This window comes from Pseudomonas sp. RAC1, from assembly GCF_030658255.1.
Lineage (GTDB): Bacteria > Pseudomonadota > Gammaproteobacteria > Pseudomonadales > Pseudomonadaceae > Aquipseudomonas > Aquipseudomonas boreofloridensis.
The window spans coordinates 285,279-298,093 of the sequence record NZ_JAUTXS020000037.1 but is presented as its reverse complement, the minus strand read 5'-3'; the positions used below and the strand labels follow the sequence as shown (position 1 = coordinate 298,093).

The 12,815-nt window shown below is 63.8% G+C and carries 15 protein-coding genes; 9 read left to right on the top strand and 6 right to left on the bottom strand.

From position 1 onward, the window contains the following. Positions 1-19 precede the first annotated feature (19 nt). The gene (locus Q7C30_RS17040) at positions 20-445 is read left to right on the top strand and encodes an OsmC family protein (RefSeq protein ID WP_039582099.1); all 426 of its coding nucleotides are present in this window, start codon (positions 20-22) and stop codon (positions 443-445) included. Positions 446-506: 61 nt separating this feature from the next. Next, the gene (locus Q7C30_RS17035; protein ID WP_029612486.1) at positions 507-740 is read left to right on the top strand and encodes a DUF1161 domain-containing protein; all 234 of its coding nucleotides are present in this window, start codon (positions 507-509) and stop codon (positions 738-740) included. Positions 741-773: 33 nt separating this feature from the next. Here the strand turns inward: Q7C30_RS17035 and Q7C30_RS17030 are convergent, their stop codons facing one another. Next, a complete protein-coding gene (locus tag Q7C30_RS17030; RefSeq protein WP_317872198.1) occupies positions 774-1,187 on the bottom strand; it encodes a hypothetical protein in 414 nt (137 codons plus the stop codon). A gap of 45 nt (positions 1,188-1,232) precedes the next feature. Further along, on the bottom strand, positions 1,233-1,646 hold the full coding sequence (locus tag Q7C30_RS17025) for a hypothetical protein (RefSeq protein ID WP_317872197.1): 414 nt from the start codon (positions 1,644-1,646) through the stop codon (positions 1,233-1,235). 66 nt (positions 1,647-1,712) lie between these two features. Between Q7C30_RS17025 and Q7C30_RS17020 the strand changes: the two genes are divergently transcribed. After that, entirely contained in the window at positions 1,713-2,804 is a 1,092-nt protein-coding gene (locus Q7C30_RS17020) for an aminopeptidase (protein WP_317872196.1), read from the top strand. A 32-nt stretch (positions 2,805-2,836) separates the two neighbouring features. On the opposite strand, the gene Q7C30_RS17015 is transcribed toward Q7C30_RS17020, so the two are convergent. After that, the gene (locus Q7C30_RS17015) at positions 2,837-3,487 is read right to left on the bottom strand and encodes an HAD family hydrolase (protein ID WP_317872195.1); all 651 of its coding nucleotides are present in this window, start codon (positions 3,485-3,487) and stop codon (positions 2,837-2,839) included. A gap of 3 nt (positions 3,488-3,490) precedes the next feature. Next, positions 3,491-4,045: a gamma carbonic anhydrase family protein gene (locus Q7C30_RS17010; protein ID WP_317872194.1), complete on the bottom strand. Its 555-nt coding sequence runs from the start codon at positions 4,043-4,045 to the stop codon at positions 3,491-3,493. 102 nt (positions 4,046-4,147) lie between these two features. On the opposite strand from Q7C30_RS17010, the gene prlC reads away from it, so the two are divergent. The 5 genes from prlC (at position 4,148) to Q7C30_RS16985 (ending at position 10,337) form a co-directional block, all read left to right on the top strand. Then, a complete protein-coding gene (gene prlC, locus Q7C30_RS17005; RefSeq protein WP_039582078.1) occupies positions 4,148-6,199 on the top strand; it encodes an oligopeptidase A in 2,052 nt (683 codons plus the stop codon). Then, a complete protein-coding gene (locus tag Q7C30_RS17000; protein WP_039582076.1) occupies positions 6,196-6,474 on the top strand; it encodes a YheV family putative zinc ribbon protein in 279 nt (92 codons plus the stop codon). The genes prlC and Q7C30_RS17000 overlap by 4 nt, the downstream gene beginning before the upstream one ends. 83 nt (positions 6,475-6,557) lie before the next feature. Continuing rightward, entirely contained in the window at positions 6,558-7,613 is a 1,056-nt protein-coding gene (locus tag Q7C30_RS16995) for a PA0069 family radical SAM protein (RefSeq protein WP_167335975.1), read from the top strand. A 288-nt stretch (positions 7,614-7,901) separates the two neighbouring features. Then, positions 7,902-8,621, top strand: coding sequence for a carbonic anhydrase (locus Q7C30_RS16990; RefSeq protein WP_029612492.1), 720 nt, complete (start codon positions 7,902-7,904; stop codon positions 8,619-8,621). Positions 8,622-8,810: 189 nt separating this feature from the next. Continuing rightward, positions 8,811-10,337 (top strand): SulP family inorganic anion transporter, encoded by a 1,527-nt coding sequence (locus Q7C30_RS16985; protein WP_116890217.1) that lies wholly within the window; start codon positions 8,811-8,813, stop codon positions 10,335-10,337. 103 nt (positions 10,338-10,440) lie between these two features. Here the strand turns inward: Q7C30_RS16985 and Q7C30_RS16980 are convergent, their stop codons facing one another. Further along, on the bottom strand, positions 10,441-11,091 hold the full coding sequence (locus tag Q7C30_RS16980; RefSeq protein WP_039582071.1) for a hypothetical protein: 651 nt from the start codon (positions 11,089-11,091) through the stop codon (positions 10,441-10,443). A gap of 229 nt (positions 11,092-11,320) precedes the next feature. On the opposite strand from Q7C30_RS16980, the gene Q7C30_RS16975 reads away from it, so the two are divergent. After that, positions 11,321-11,953 carry an SCO family protein gene (locus tag Q7C30_RS16975; protein ID WP_317872193.1) on the top strand — a complete coding sequence of 211 codons (633 nt, stop codon included), beginning with the start codon at positions 11,321-11,323 and terminating at the stop codon, positions 11,951-11,953. Between the two features lie 79 nt (positions 11,954-12,032). Here the strand turns inward: Q7C30_RS16975 and Q7C30_RS16970 are convergent, their stop codons facing one another. Next, positions 12,033-12,806 carry a MetQ/NlpA family ABC transporter substrate-binding protein gene (locus tag Q7C30_RS16970; protein ID WP_029612494.1) on the bottom strand — a complete coding sequence of 258 codons (774 nt, stop codon included), beginning with the start codon at positions 12,804-12,806 and terminating at the stop codon, positions 12,033-12,035. Positions 12,807-12,815 lie beyond the last annotated feature (9 nt).

Here is a 12,815-nt window from a genome sequence, read left to right as displayed (position 1 = left end):
CGTATGTCCAGGAGGCAACATGAAAAAGACAGCATCGGCGATCTGGGAAGGTGGGCTCAAGGATGGCAAGGGCCGGCTGTCCACCGAGAGCGGCTCGCTGAAGCAGAACCCCTACGGTTTCAACACCCGTTTCGAGGGGTTGCCGGGGACCAACCCGGAGGAGCTGATTGGTGCGGCGCATGCCGGCTGCTTCTCAATGGCCTTGTCGATGATGCTGGGCGAAGAAAAACTCACGCCCGAGCGTATCGATACCACCGCCGAAGTCACCCTCGAAAAGCAGGATGACGGGTTCGCTATCACGGCCGTGCACCTGATTCTCAAGGCCAAGGTGCCGGGCGCCAGTGATCAGCAGTTCCATGACATTGCCAACAAGGCCAAGGCCGGTTGCCCGGTGTCCAAGCTGCTCAACGCGAAGATCACCCTCGACGCCACCCTGCTCTCGTAAGCCGGGCTTTGTTGTACTCTGCAGGGGTCGGCAGATTGCCTGCCCCTTCAGGAGCCGTTCCATGATCCGCGTAGCATCCGTCGTTCTGGGCTCGCTGGTGGCCACTTCGGTATTGGCCGCACCCAAGCCTTGCGAGGAACTCAAGGCTGAGATCGAAGCCAAGATCCAGGCCGCTGGAGTGCCCTCCTACACGCTGGAAATCGTCTCCAACAGCGAAGTCAGCGACCAGAACATGGTCGTCGGCAGTTGCGATAACGGTACCCGCAAGATCATCTACCAGAAGAATGATGAATAAGCCTTGGGGCCACGCCGAGTGGCCCCGCTGCTTTCAAGGAATACAGAACACCTCGGCAGGCTCGTCCACCAGCACCTGGCGATCGGCATCGTAGAGGTACAACTGAGGCTGCATCGCCGGCGCCCGCGCTTCCAGGCGGTAAAGCGCACCGGCCTTGAAGTCGTCGAAGCGCACGGTCAGGTAACAGGTGCGCTCGGTTGGGCTGGTGGTGAACAGGCCCGCTGTAAGTTCGTAGTCGAAGCGCACCACCAGTTCGTGACGGCCGGGGGCGACCTGAAAGTATCGGCCGTCATCGAGGCGCTTGCCGTCGAGCTTGTCGGCCATGATCACGCGACCCGGTGTGACGGTGTAGAGGTCGATCCACGCCTGGGCCGGATCTTTCGGGGGCAAGGGGCTGGCGCAAGCCCCCAGTGCACTGAGGGCGAACAGCATCATGGGCTGGCGCATGGTGAAACTCCGCTTGCGGGTCACAAGGCACAAGCATAGCGTCGATCAGCCATGCTGGCATCCCGCTGGCTCGCCCTGCCCCATGAGTTTCTGCTGCCCGTCATAAAGCTTTACCCAAGGCCGCAAGCCGATACTGCCCGCTTGCAGGCGATAACGCTGCCCGGCGTTGAAGTCCTTGAAGGTGAGGTTGAGTTGGCAGTCGCGCCACAGCGGTTCTGCGACCGGGCCGATGTTGCTCGGCGACACTGGGAATTGGTAGCGCACGGTCAGCTCATGGCGACCGGGCGGGACTTCGAAATAGCGGTTGTCGCTCCAGTCGCGTTCATCGACCTGCACGGCGTGCAGCGAGGTGTCATCGCCCGGGGCGAGGTCTACCCAGGCCTGGTTGGGGTCCGGATCGGGCAAAGTGGAACAGGCGCCCAGCAGCCCGAAGGTGCCGATGGCAAGCAGTGTACGCATGGCGAAAAGGTCCCTTGGCAAGATAGTCTTGGCACGCACTGGCCTTGAGCGGGATGAACAGCCCCTATGGTTCGACGTTTTGCACGACAGCGCTCAGGCCGCCGGGCTCTGGACCGCGTTTTCACGGTGTTTGTTCCGCTGGCGGCGGCGCTGCTGATCAGCGGCTGCGGCACCGTGGGTTATTACGGGCAACTGGCCCAAGGGCAATGGCAACTGCTTCGGGCGCGCCAGCCGGTCGAGCAGGTGGTGGCCAATCCGGCGACCGACCCACGGCTGCGCCAGCGCCTGACCCAGGCCGAGCAGGCCCGCGTCTTTGCCAGCGAGCGGCTGAAACTGCCGGATAACCGCAGCTATCGCGTCTACGCCGACCTCGGCCGCCCCTATGTGGTGTGGAACGTCTTCGCCACGCCGGAGCTGTCTCTGCAGCCCATCACCCACTGTTTTCCCATCGCCGGGTGCGTAGCCTACCGGGGCTATTACCGCCAGGGCGCGGCGCGTGGGGCGGCGGCGGTGATGCGCCAGGAAGGGCTGGATGTCTATGTAGGGGGCGTGGAGGCCTATTCCACACTGGGCTGGTTCGACGATCCGCTTCTCTCGTCGATGCTGCGCTGGGACGATGAGCGGCTGGCCACCTTGATCTTCCACGAGTTGGCGCATCAGCGCTTCTACGTCAAGGACGACACCGCATTCAACGAGTCTTTCGCCACCTTCGTCGAGCAGGAGGGCACTCGCCAATGGCGCCGGGCGCGCGGGCTACCGGCTGAACATGAGGATGGCGCAGGTCAGCGTGAGCAGTTCGTGCGCCTGGTGCTGGCCAGCCGCGATCGACTGCAGGCGATCTACGCGCAGCCATCGAGCGATGGCGAAAAGCGCGTGGCCAAGCAAGCCGAGTTCCAGCGCCTGCGCCGGGACTACCGACAGATACGCGACCGCGACTGGGGCGGCGATACACGCTACGACGCTTGGGTCTATGGACCGATGAGCAACGCCAAGCTGTTGCCGTTCGGGCTGTATGACCAGTGGGTGCCGGCCTTCGCCGCGCTGTACCGCGAGGTCGGCGGGGATTGGACGAAATTCTATCGGCGGGTCGAGGACGTAGGGCGACTGCCGGTCGATGAGCGCCAGGCGGCGTTGCAGCGGTTGGGCGCAAGCCGGTAGCGCTCGGGGCCGCCAGGCGGCCCTTGTGGCGGTCAAGCGGCCAGGAAGGCCCGGTGCAGGTCGGCCACCGTCTCGAAATGGAAGGCCGGGGTCTCGGCGGCCAGCTCTTCGCGGCTGCCGAAGCCATACCCCACGGCGACCGCCTGCAGGCCGTTGCTGTGGGCGCCGATCAGGTCGTGCTTGCGGTCACCGATCATCAGCGTCTGCGCCGGATCCAGCCGTTCTTCATCCAGCAGATGGCGAATCAGCTCGGCCTTGTTGGTGCGCGTGCCATCCAGCTCGCTGCCGTAGATCACTTTGAAGTGCCGGTCGAAGGCGAAGTGTCGGGCGATCTCGCGGGCGAACTCCCAGGGCTTGGAGGTGGCGACATACAGCGTGCGGCCCTGCTCGGTAAGGGCTTGCAGCAGCGCAGGCACGCCTTCGAACACGTGGTTCTCGTACAGCCCGGTGACCTTGAAGCGCTCCCGGTAGAAATTCACCGCCTGCCAGGCCTTGGCCTCGTCGAAGCCATAGAACTGCATGAACGCCTGGAGCAACGGTGGGCCGATGAAGTGCTCCAGGCGGGTCAGGCCCGGCTCGTCGATGCCCAGCTTGGCCAGCGCGTACTGGATCGAGCGGGTAATACCCAGGCGTGGATCGGTGAGGGTGCCGTCGAGGTCGAAAAGAACGGTTTGCTGGTGCATGGATCAGGGTTGCTCCGGTTGATCGTAGCCTTCGGCCAGGTGCTGGTCCTTGAGCTTCACATAGTTGTTGGCGCTGTAGGCGAAGAACGCGCGTTCGTTTTCGCTCAGTGGTCGGACCTGCTTCACCGGACTGCCGACATACAGGTAGCCGCTGACCAGGCGCTTGCCGGGCGGTACCAGGCTGCCGGCGCCGATGATCACCTCGTCCTCGACGATGGCGCCGTCCATCACCGTGCTGCCCATGCCGACCAGGATCCTGTTGCCCAGGGTGCAGCCGTGCAGCATGACCTTGTGGCCGATGGTCACCTCGTCGCCGATGATCAGCGCGAAGCCGTCGGGGTTGAACGGCCCGGCATGGGTGATGTGCAGCACACTGCCATCCTGCACGCTGGTGCGCGCACCGATGCGGATGCGGTGCATGTCGCCACGAATCACCGTCAATGGCCAGACCGAACTGTCCTCGCCGAGCTGCACGTCGCCGATCACCACCGCCGAACGGTCGACGAAGGCGCGTGGGCCGAGGCTTGGCGTGTGGTCGCGAAAGGTGCGGATGGCCATGATCGTATTCCTCTACGGTGCCGATAGGCAGGCTGCCTGCTGCGGTCGGCGTCGATTGTAATTAAGATGGTGCAGTGTTTCTCCTGCCAAGGTATCCGAACCGTGAGTGCGAACAACCCGCTTCTGCAGTCCCATGACCTGCCGCCCTTCTCCGCGATCCGTGCCGAACACGTGCTGCCGGCGATCGAGCAGATCCTGGCCGACAACCGCAAGGCCATCGCCGATATCCTCGAGCAGCAGGGCAAGAACCCCTCCTGGGCTGGCCTGGTGCTGGCGATGGATGAACTCAATGACCGCCTGGGCGCGGCCTGGAGCCCGGTCAGCCACCTCAATGCGGTGTGCAACAGCCAGGCGCTGCGCGAGGCCTACGAATCGTGCCTGCCGGCGCTGAGCGCCTACGCCACCGAGCTGGGGCAGAACCGCGCGCTGTTCGACGCCTACCAGGCCCTGGCCAACAGCCCGGAAGCCGCTGGTTTCGACGTGGCGCAGAAAACCATTCTGGAACACGCCCTGCGCGACTTCCGCCTGTCGGGCATCGATCTGTCGCCCGACAAACAGCAGCGCTACGCCCACGTGCAGAGCACCCTCAGCGAACTGGGCAGCCGCTTCTCCAACCAACTGCTCGACGCCACCCAGGCCTGGACCAAGCACGTCACCGACGAAGCCGCGCTGGACGGCCTGACCGAGTCGGCCAAGGCGCAGATGGCCGCCGCCGCCCAGGCCAAAGGGCTGGACGGTTGGCTGATCACCCTGGAGTTCCCCAGCTACTACGCGGTGATGACCTATGCCAACGACCGCGCCTTGCGTGAAGAACTGTACGCCGCCTACTGCACCCGCGCGTCCGATCAGGGGCCTAATGCCGGTCAGTTCGACAACGGTCCGGTCATGGCCGAGATTCTCGATCTGCGCCAGGAACTGGCCACGTTGCTCGGCTACGCCAACTACGCCGAACTGAGCCTGGCCACCAAGATGGCCGAGTCCAGCGACCAGGTGCTGAGCTTCCTGCGCGACTTGGCCAAGCGCTCCAAGCCATTCGCCGCCCAGGACCTCGAGCAGCTCAAGGCCTATGCCGCCGAGCAGGGCTGCGCCGAGCTGTCGAGCTGGGACGCCGGCTACTACGGCGAAAAACTGCGCGAGCAGCGCTACAGCGTGTCCCAGGAAGCCCTGCGCGCCTACTTCCCGATCGACAAGGTGCTGGGCGGTCTGTTCAGCATCGTCCAGCGCCTGTACGGCATCGAAATCGCTGAGCTCAAGGGCTTCGACGCCTGGCACCCGGACGTGCGCCTGTTCGAGATCAAGGAAAACGGCCAGCACGTGGGGCGCTTCTTCTTCGACCTCTATGCCCGCGCCAACAAGCGCGGCGGCGCCTGGATGGACGGCGCCCGCGACCGTCGCCGCACCGCCGCAGGCGCGTTGCAGAGCCCGGTAGCCAACCTGGTGTGCAACTTCACTCCGGCAGCGCCCGGCAAGCCGGCGCTGCTCACCCACGACGAAGTCACCACGCTGTTCCACGAGTTCGGCCATGGCTTGCATCACCTGCTCACCCGCATCGAGCATGCCGGTGTTTCAGGCATCAACGGCGTGGCCTGGGATGCGGTCGAGTTGCCGAGCCAGTTCATGGAGAACTGGTGCTGGGAGCCGGAAGGCCTGGCGCTGATCTCCGGTCACTATGAAACCGGCGAAGCGCTGCCCCAGGACCTGCTGGACAAGATGCTGGCGGCGAAGAACTTCCAGTCCGGCATGATGATGGTGCGCCAGTTGGAGTTCTCCCTGTTCGACTTCGAACTGCACGCCACCCATGGCGATGGCCGCAGCGTGCTGCAGGTGCTCGAGGGCGTGCGCGACGAGGTCACGGTAATGCGTCCGCCGGCCTACAACCGGTTCCCCAACAGCTTCGCGCACATCTTTGCCGGCGGTTATGCGGCCGGCTACTACAGCTACAAGTGGGCCGAAGTGCTGTCGGCCGACGCCTTCTCGCGCTTCGAGGAAGAAGGCGTGCTCAACGCCGAAACCGGCCGTGCGTTCCGTGAGGCGATCCTGGCCCGTGGCGGCTCGCGGGCACCGATGGTGCTGTTCGTCGACTTCCGCGGTCGCGAGCCCTCCATCGATGCCCTGTTGCGCCACAGTGGCCTGACCGAAGAGGCCGCGGCATGAGCGAGGGCGCTGTCAGCACCACCAAGAAACGCTTCATCGCCGGGGCGGTCTGCCCGGCGTGCAGTGAGCCGGACAAGCTGATGATGTGGAGCGAAGACGGCGTGCCGCACCGCGAATGCGTGGCCTGCGGTTTCACCGACACGCTCAACGAGCAAGGCCTTTCGGTGCCCAAGGAGCTTGGCACCCGGGTCAACCAGCAGGCGGTCAAGGCGCAGCCGGTACAGGTGCAGACCGTGCAATTCTTCCCCAACCCGAAGTTGAAGAAGACCGACTGATCGCACCGTCCGGCTGACGCCGCTGGCGGCAATGACCAACCCGCATTACTGTATGCACATACAGCAATGCGGGTTTTTTCATCATGAAGTCAGCTCCCGTCCGCGGCCGTGGCACGGCCAGCAATCCTCACAACCGCTTCGCCCCGAGCATCTCGGTGGTGGAAGATGACGGCTGGCATCAGGAAGTGCCGGTCACCCAGGGCACCGAGGTGCGGATCGAGACCGCCAAGACCATCATCGCCCGCAACACCTCCCCCGACTTGCCCTTCGACCGTTCGATCAATCCCTACCGCGGCTGCGAGCATGGCTGTATCTACTGCTATGCCCGGCCCAGCCATGCTTACTGGGACCTGTCCCCTGGCCTGGATTTCGAAACCAAGCTGATCGCCAAGACCAATGCCGCCGAGGTGCTCGAACAACAGTTGAGCAAGCCGGGTTATGTCTGTGCGCCGATCAACCTGGGTGCCAACACCGACCCCTACCAGCCGATCGAGCGCGACCACCAGCTCAGTCGCCGTCTGCTCGAGGTGCTGTTGCGCTATCGCCACCCGGTGACCATCGTGACCAAAGGCTCGCTGATCCTGCGCGACCTCGACCTGCTGAGCGAATTGGCCAGCCTGCGCCTGGTGCGGGTGATGATCAGCCTCACCACGCTGGACGATGAGCTCAAGCGCACGCTGGAGCCGCGTGCGGCGGCGCCGAAGGCTCGGTTGCGGGCCATTCGCGTGTTGCGCGAAGCAGGCGTGCCGGTGGGGGTGCTGTGCTCGCCGATCATTCCGATGATCAACGATTGCGAACTGGAGCACCTGCTCGAAGCGGCGCGTGACGCTGGCGCGCAGAGCGCCGCCTACATGATGCTGCGCCTGCCGCTGGAGGTGGCGCCGCTGTTCGAGCAGTGGCTGCAGGATCATTACCCGCAGCGGGCGGCGCATGTGCTGAGCCTGATGCGTCAGAGCCGGGGTGGCGAGTTGTACGACAGTCGTTTCGGAACGCGCATGCGTGGCGAAGGCGTGTTCGCCGAGCTGTTGGCCCAGCGCTTTGCCAAGGCCGCTCGGCAGATGGGCTTTGCCGGGCGCGAGGCGTTGGCGTTGGACTGCTCGGCGTTTTGCGTGCCAGGGGCGCAGATGGCGTTGTTTTGAACACATGCCCTGCTACCCCGCAATCTCACTCATGCCTGCCAATAATTTCGCTGGAGGGTATTGGCGATTGATGCTTTTTTGCTATTATCGAGAACTCCCCGCCAAAACCTGGAACGCCCGTTCTAGAGCCTCTGAATTCAGTTTCAGTTAAGTTTTCTGCGCTAGCGTAAGGACTCAGCCAAAGGTGGCTGTGATTTATTACCTGTGCGCGTCATCTAATTCCTCGCATAGCCAGAATCTTTCCCCGGTAAACTCGTGCTTACCGAAAAACCGTCTAGAGGATGAATCATGCCCATCAAGGACCCATCCAAGCCCGTTCCGGCTGCCCCTGCCGAGAACGCCGATGCCGCCCTGAAGCATATCGTCGACGGCTTCTTGAAATTTCACCATGACGTGTTCCCCGAGCAGCAGGAGCTGTTCAAGAAGCTCGCCACCGCGCAGAAACCCCGCGCCATGTTCATCACCTGCGCCGACTCGCGCATCGTTCCCGAACTGATCACCCAGAGCTCGCCGGGCGACCTGTTCGTGACCCGTAACGTGGGTAACGTGGTGCCGCCTTATGGGCAGATGAACGGTGGTGTTTCCAGCGCCATCGAGTACGCGGTGATGGCGTTGGGTGTTCACCACATCATCGTCTGCGGTCACTCCGACTGCGGCGCCATGCGTGCCGTGCTCAACCCGCAGTCGCTGGCCAAGATGCCCACCGTCTCGGCCTGGCTGCGCCACGCCGAAGTGGCTCGCACCGTGGTCGAGAACAACTGCACCTGCGACACCGAGCACGAGAACATGCAGGTGTTGACCAAGGAAAACGTCATCGCCCAGTTGCATCACCTGCGCACTCACCCTTCGGTGGCTTCGCGTCTGGCGGCTGGCCAGTTGTATATCCATGGTTGGGTCTACGACATCGAGACCAGCCGCATCGAAGCCTACGATGCGGCCAGCGACGCCTTCCTTCCGCTCAGTGCCGGTGAGCCGGTGCCTTGCGCGACTCCGAGAGGCCGCTACTAAGCCGCCCCACCACCTGAAGAAACCCTGATAGCCGGCTGCGCCCCGTTGGCGCGGCAGGGCTTTCGGCTGCCTTGAATTTCCCTGAACGCCTTGCCGGCAATCCTGCTGGCGGCCTGCGCCTGCGCGCGATTCAGGGTCCGCGTGCTATCGGCCATTGGATTGGCCGTGAATCAGAAAAGGAGCGACATGGTGAACATGACACAGATTAAAGCGGCACTGCCGCGCGAATTGCTGGCTTCGGTCGTGGTGTTCCTGGTGGCCCTGCCGCTGTGCATGGGCATCGCGATTGCCTCGGGCATGCCGCCGGCCAAAGGCCTGATCACAGGCATCATCGGCGGCGTCGTGGTCGGCTTTCTCGCCGGCTCGCCGCTGCAGGTCAGCGGCCCGGCGGCGGGCCTGGCCGTGCTGGTGTTCGAGCTGGTGCGACAGCATGGCGTAGCCATGCTCGGGCCGATCCTGCTGCTGGCTGGATTGCTGCAATTGCTGGCCGGGCGCCTGCGCCTGGGTTGCTGGTTCCGCGTCACTGCCCCGGCCGTGGTGTACGGCATGCTGGCGGGCATCGGCGTGCTGATCGTACTGTCCCAGGTGCATGTGATGTTCGATGCGGCGCCGCAGCCCTCTGGCGTCGACAACCTGCTGGGCTTCCCCGCCACCCTCGCCGCCGCGCTGCCGCTGGAGAGCGCCGGCAGTGGGTGGCAGGCCGGCGCCCTGGGCCTGGGCACCATCGCCCTGATGTGGGGCTGGGACCGCTGGCGCCCGCAGCGGCTGCGCTTCATTCCCGGTGCGCTGCTGGGCGTGGCGGCGATGACCGCGCTCAGCCTGTGGCTGGCGCTGCCGGTCAACCGCGTGCAGGTGCCGGCGGACCTCTCCGAAGCCATCGACTGGCTGCGTCCTGACGACCTCCTGCAACTGGCCGATCCGAGCTTGCTGGTGGCGGCTTTCGCCCTGGCCTTCATCGCCAGTGCCGAAACCCTGCTGTCGGCGGCGGCGGTAGACCGCATGCACAATGGCCAGCGTTCGGATTTCGACCGTGAACTGTCAGCCCAGGGTATCGGCAACATGCTCTGTGGTCTGCTCGGCGCCTTGCCGATGACCGGGGTGATCGTGCGCAGCTCGGCCAACGTCCAAGCCGGCGCCCAGACCCGCGCATCGGCGATCCTGCATGGGGTGTGGCTGCTGGGCTTCGTGGTGGTGCTGGGCAGCGTGCTGCAGCAGATTCCAGTGGCGAGCCTGGCGGGCGTGCTGGTCTACACCGGCATCAAGCTGGTGAACGTCAAAGCGTTCCGTGACCTGGGCCGGTATGGCCGCATGCCGATGTTCACCTACGCCGCGACTGCCTTGGCCATCGTCTTCACCGACCTGCTGACCGGTGTGCTGGTGGGCTTCGCCCTGACCTTGCTGAAGCTGGCGTTCAAGGCCGCGCGGCTGAAGATCAACCTGGTGCCGCTCGACGAGCCCGGACACCTGGAACTGCGCTTGAGCGGTGCGGCGACCTTCCTCAAGGTGCCAGCACTGACCCAGACGCTGGAAAGCGTGCCGCCCGGCACCACGCTGCACGTACCGTTGGGCAACCTGAGCTACATCGACCATTCGGTGCTGGAGCTGCTGGAGGACTGGGGGCGATCGAGCCTGGCCGCCGGTTCGCACTTGCGTATCGAACAGCATGGACTCAAACGCCGTGTGGAGGGCCGGCTACGGCGCCTGGCCCAGGCCTGACGCGCGTCCGGACGGTTCGGCCTGGTCTACGTCAGCCATGCTTGCAACGGCGTCCGCCACCCTGCGCCGTCATTGGGGGCAACTCCCGCCACGGCCCTCAGGCTCAGTGGCTGGTCTGGTGCAGGTCCAGTTCCACGCTCAACTGGCGCGACAGGCATGGCCAGCGCTTCCACGCTTCGCCGGTCTGCGGGCTGCGCAGGGTTTCGCGGTAGGCCTCCACCGATTCGACGGCGAAGCTCTCGTCGTCGAGCATTTCGTCCACCGAGTGATGCACCACTTCGTCCAGTTGATTGGCGAAGGTTTCGCCGATCAGTTGGTGAGCGATGAGGTTGGCCACGGTGGTGTCCACCGGGATCAGTGGCTGCTGGAAGTGGCGGATGTACAGGTCGTTGACCTCTTCGACCAGCCGATGCGCCAGGTAGGCTTCGTCCAGCAGGCAGTCCAGCCCGGTGTGCGAGCCCACCACGCTGGGCGGCTGCAGGAAATAAGCCTCGGCGATTTTCAGCACGGGCTTGATCTGCGACTCGATACCCGCCTCGCGGGCCACTGCATGGGCGGCTTCGAGCAGTTCGGGCACTTGGTCGATGTAGGCGCTGACGAAGCGTGCCAGGGTGCCCTTGGCATCCTGCACGGGTAGTTGGATCAGCGGGTGCAGGTGCGGCAGCTGCTGCTCGAGGCGCTGTTGCAATTGGCCAGTGCGACTCTCGTACAGTTGGGCTTGATGGATCTGCTCGCGTACAGCTGCGGTGTTCATGACAACTCCAGGGACAAGGCGTTACAAACGGAAGACACTAAGGTAGCTCGGTTGCGCAAAGGCCTAAGACGCATTTGTTATATCAGAGAGACACTTGCTCCATGCGGCTATATCAATGTGCCATCATTTTGCCGCTTGGTTAGCCCTAGCCGGTCAAGGACTGTAATCTAGCCGCCTACGACGAGATCCTTCATTCCCATTTCGCCCCTCTGAATCGAATGCCCGAGCCATGACCCGAACCCAGAAAACCATCCTGATCCTGTTCGCCCTGACCGCATTGATCCTGGGCTTGACCGTTACCAAAGCGCTCAACGGCCGGGGCGAGGTCGATTCGGCCGGGCTCACCGAGGCCGGGATCATTCTGCTGGCGCAGAGTCGCAGCGTGCCGGCGGTGAGCATGACCGACCAGAACGGTCAGCCGGTGCAACTGGACCAGCTCAAGGGCAAGTGGTCGTTGCTGTTCTTCGGCTATACCTACTGCCCTGACATCTGCCCGACCACGCTGGCCCAGTTGCGGCAGGTCAAGAGCGAGCTGTCCAAAGGGACGCTCGATCACTTGCAGGTGGTACTGGTGAGCGTCGATCCGGCCCGCGATACCCCCCAACAGCTCAAGCAGTATCTGGCGTATTTCGACAAGGATTTCGTCGGGCTGGCCGGCTCCATCGAAGACACCCAGACACTGGCCCATGCCTTGAGCATCCCGTTCATCCCGGCGGACACGCGCAAGCCTGGCTACACCGTGGACCACAGTGGCAACTTGGCGGTGGTTGGGCCGGATGGTCGGCAGCGCGGTTTCATCCGTGCGCCGTTCGACACTCAAAAGCTGGTGGCGCAGTTGCCCAAGCTGGTGAAGCGCGACTGATTCAAGCGCTGTCGCGCACCCGACTACGGCTGGAGCCTTTTCTACGAATCGGGCGCGCAGGGCAAGTGGACGTGCGCAATCAGAACGCCGGAACCACTGCGCCCTTGTACTTCTCGGTGATGAACTGCTTCACCTCAGGCGAGTGCAGGGCCTGAACCAGCTTCTTGACCGCGTCGCTGTCCTTGTTGTCCTCGCGGGTGACCAGGATGTTCACGTAGGGCGAGTCCTTGCCTTCGATGGCCAAGGCATCCTTTTCCGGATTGAGCTTGGCTTCCAGGGCGTAGTTGGTGTTGATCAGCGCGGCATCCACCTGGGTCAGCACCCGTGGAATGGTGGCCGCTTCCAGCTCACGGAACTTCACGTTCTTGGGATTTTCGGCGACATCCTTCACGGTGGCGAGGATATTGCTGTTGTCCTTGAGCTTGATCACACCGGCCTTGTCCAGCAGCAGCAAGGCTCGGCCGCCGTTGGTGGCGTCGTTGGGGATGACCACGGTGGCACCGGATGGCAGCTCGTCGAGTGTCTTGTACTTGCTCGAATAGATGCCCAGCGGTTCGATATGCACGCCGGCAACGCTGACTAGGTGGGTGCCCTTGGCCTTGTTGAATTCGTCCAGGTACGGCTGGTGCTGGAAGAAGTTGGCGTCCAGGCGCTTCTCGGCCACTTGCACGTTGGGCTGGATGTAGTCAGTGAACTCCTTGACCTTCAAGTCCACCCCTTCCTTGGCCAGCGTCGGCTTGACGAAGTTGAGGATCTCGGCGTGCGGCACCGGGGAGGCGGCCACGCTCAAGGTTTCCGCCGCCTGGGCGGAGAAGGCCGCGACGGCGGCGACGACAGCAAGCAGTTTCTTCATCGATCACTC

What these genes read in the sequence shown, in the direction of transcription:
- Q7C30_RS17040 (WP_039582099.1), top strand. Translation starts at nt 20, where the DNA reads ATGAAAAAGACAGCATCGGCGATCTGGGAAGGTGGGCTCAAGGATGGC.
- Q7C30_RS17035 (WP_029612486.1), top strand. Translation starts at nt 507, where the DNA reads ATGATCCGCGTAGCATCCGTCGTTCTGGGCTCGCTGGTGGCCACTTCG.
- Q7C30_RS17030 (WP_317872198.1), bottom strand. Translation starts at nt 1,187, where the DNA reads ATGCGCCAGCCCATGATGCTGTTCGCCCTCAGTGCACTGGGGGCTTGC.
- Q7C30_RS17025 (WP_317872197.1), bottom strand. Translation starts at nt 1,646, where the DNA reads ATGCGTACACTGCTTGCCATCGGCACCTTCGGGCTGCTGGGCGCCTGT.
- Q7C30_RS17020 (WP_317872196.1), top strand. Translation starts at nt 1,713, where the DNA reads ATGGTTCGACGTTTTGCACGACAGCGCTCAGGCCGCCGGGCTCTGGAC.
- Q7C30_RS17015 (WP_317872195.1), bottom strand. Translation starts at nt 3,487, where the DNA reads ATGCACCAGCAAACCGTTCTTTTCGACCTCGACGGCACCCTCACCGAT.
- Q7C30_RS17010 (WP_317872194.1), bottom strand. Translation starts at nt 4,045, where the DNA reads ATGGCCATCCGCACCTTTCGCGACCACACGCCAAGCCTCGGCCCACGC.
- Q7C30_RS17000 (WP_039582076.1), top strand. Translation starts at nt 6,196, where the DNA reads ATGAGCGAGGGCGCTGTCAGCACCACCAAGAAACGCTTCATCGCCGGG.
- Q7C30_RS16995 (WP_167335975.1), top strand. Translation starts at nt 6,558, where the DNA reads ATGAAGTCAGCTCCCGTCCGCGGCCGTGGCACGGCCAGCAATCCTCAC.
- Q7C30_RS16990 (WP_029612492.1), top strand. Translation starts at nt 7,902, where the DNA reads ATGCCCATCAAGGACCCATCCAAGCCCGTTCCGGCTGCCCCTGCCGAG.
- Q7C30_RS16980 (WP_039582071.1), bottom strand. Translation starts at nt 11,091, where the DNA reads ATGAACACCGCAGCTGTACGCGAGCAGATCCATCAAGCCCAACTGTAC.
- Q7C30_RS16975 (WP_317872193.1), top strand. Translation starts at nt 11,321, where the DNA reads ATGACCCGAACCCAGAAAACCATCCTGATCCTGTTCGCCCTGACCGCA.
- Q7C30_RS16970 (WP_029612494.1), bottom strand. Translation starts at nt 12,806, where the DNA reads ATGAAGAAACTGCTTGCTGTCGTCGCCGCCGTCGCGGCCTTCTCCGCC.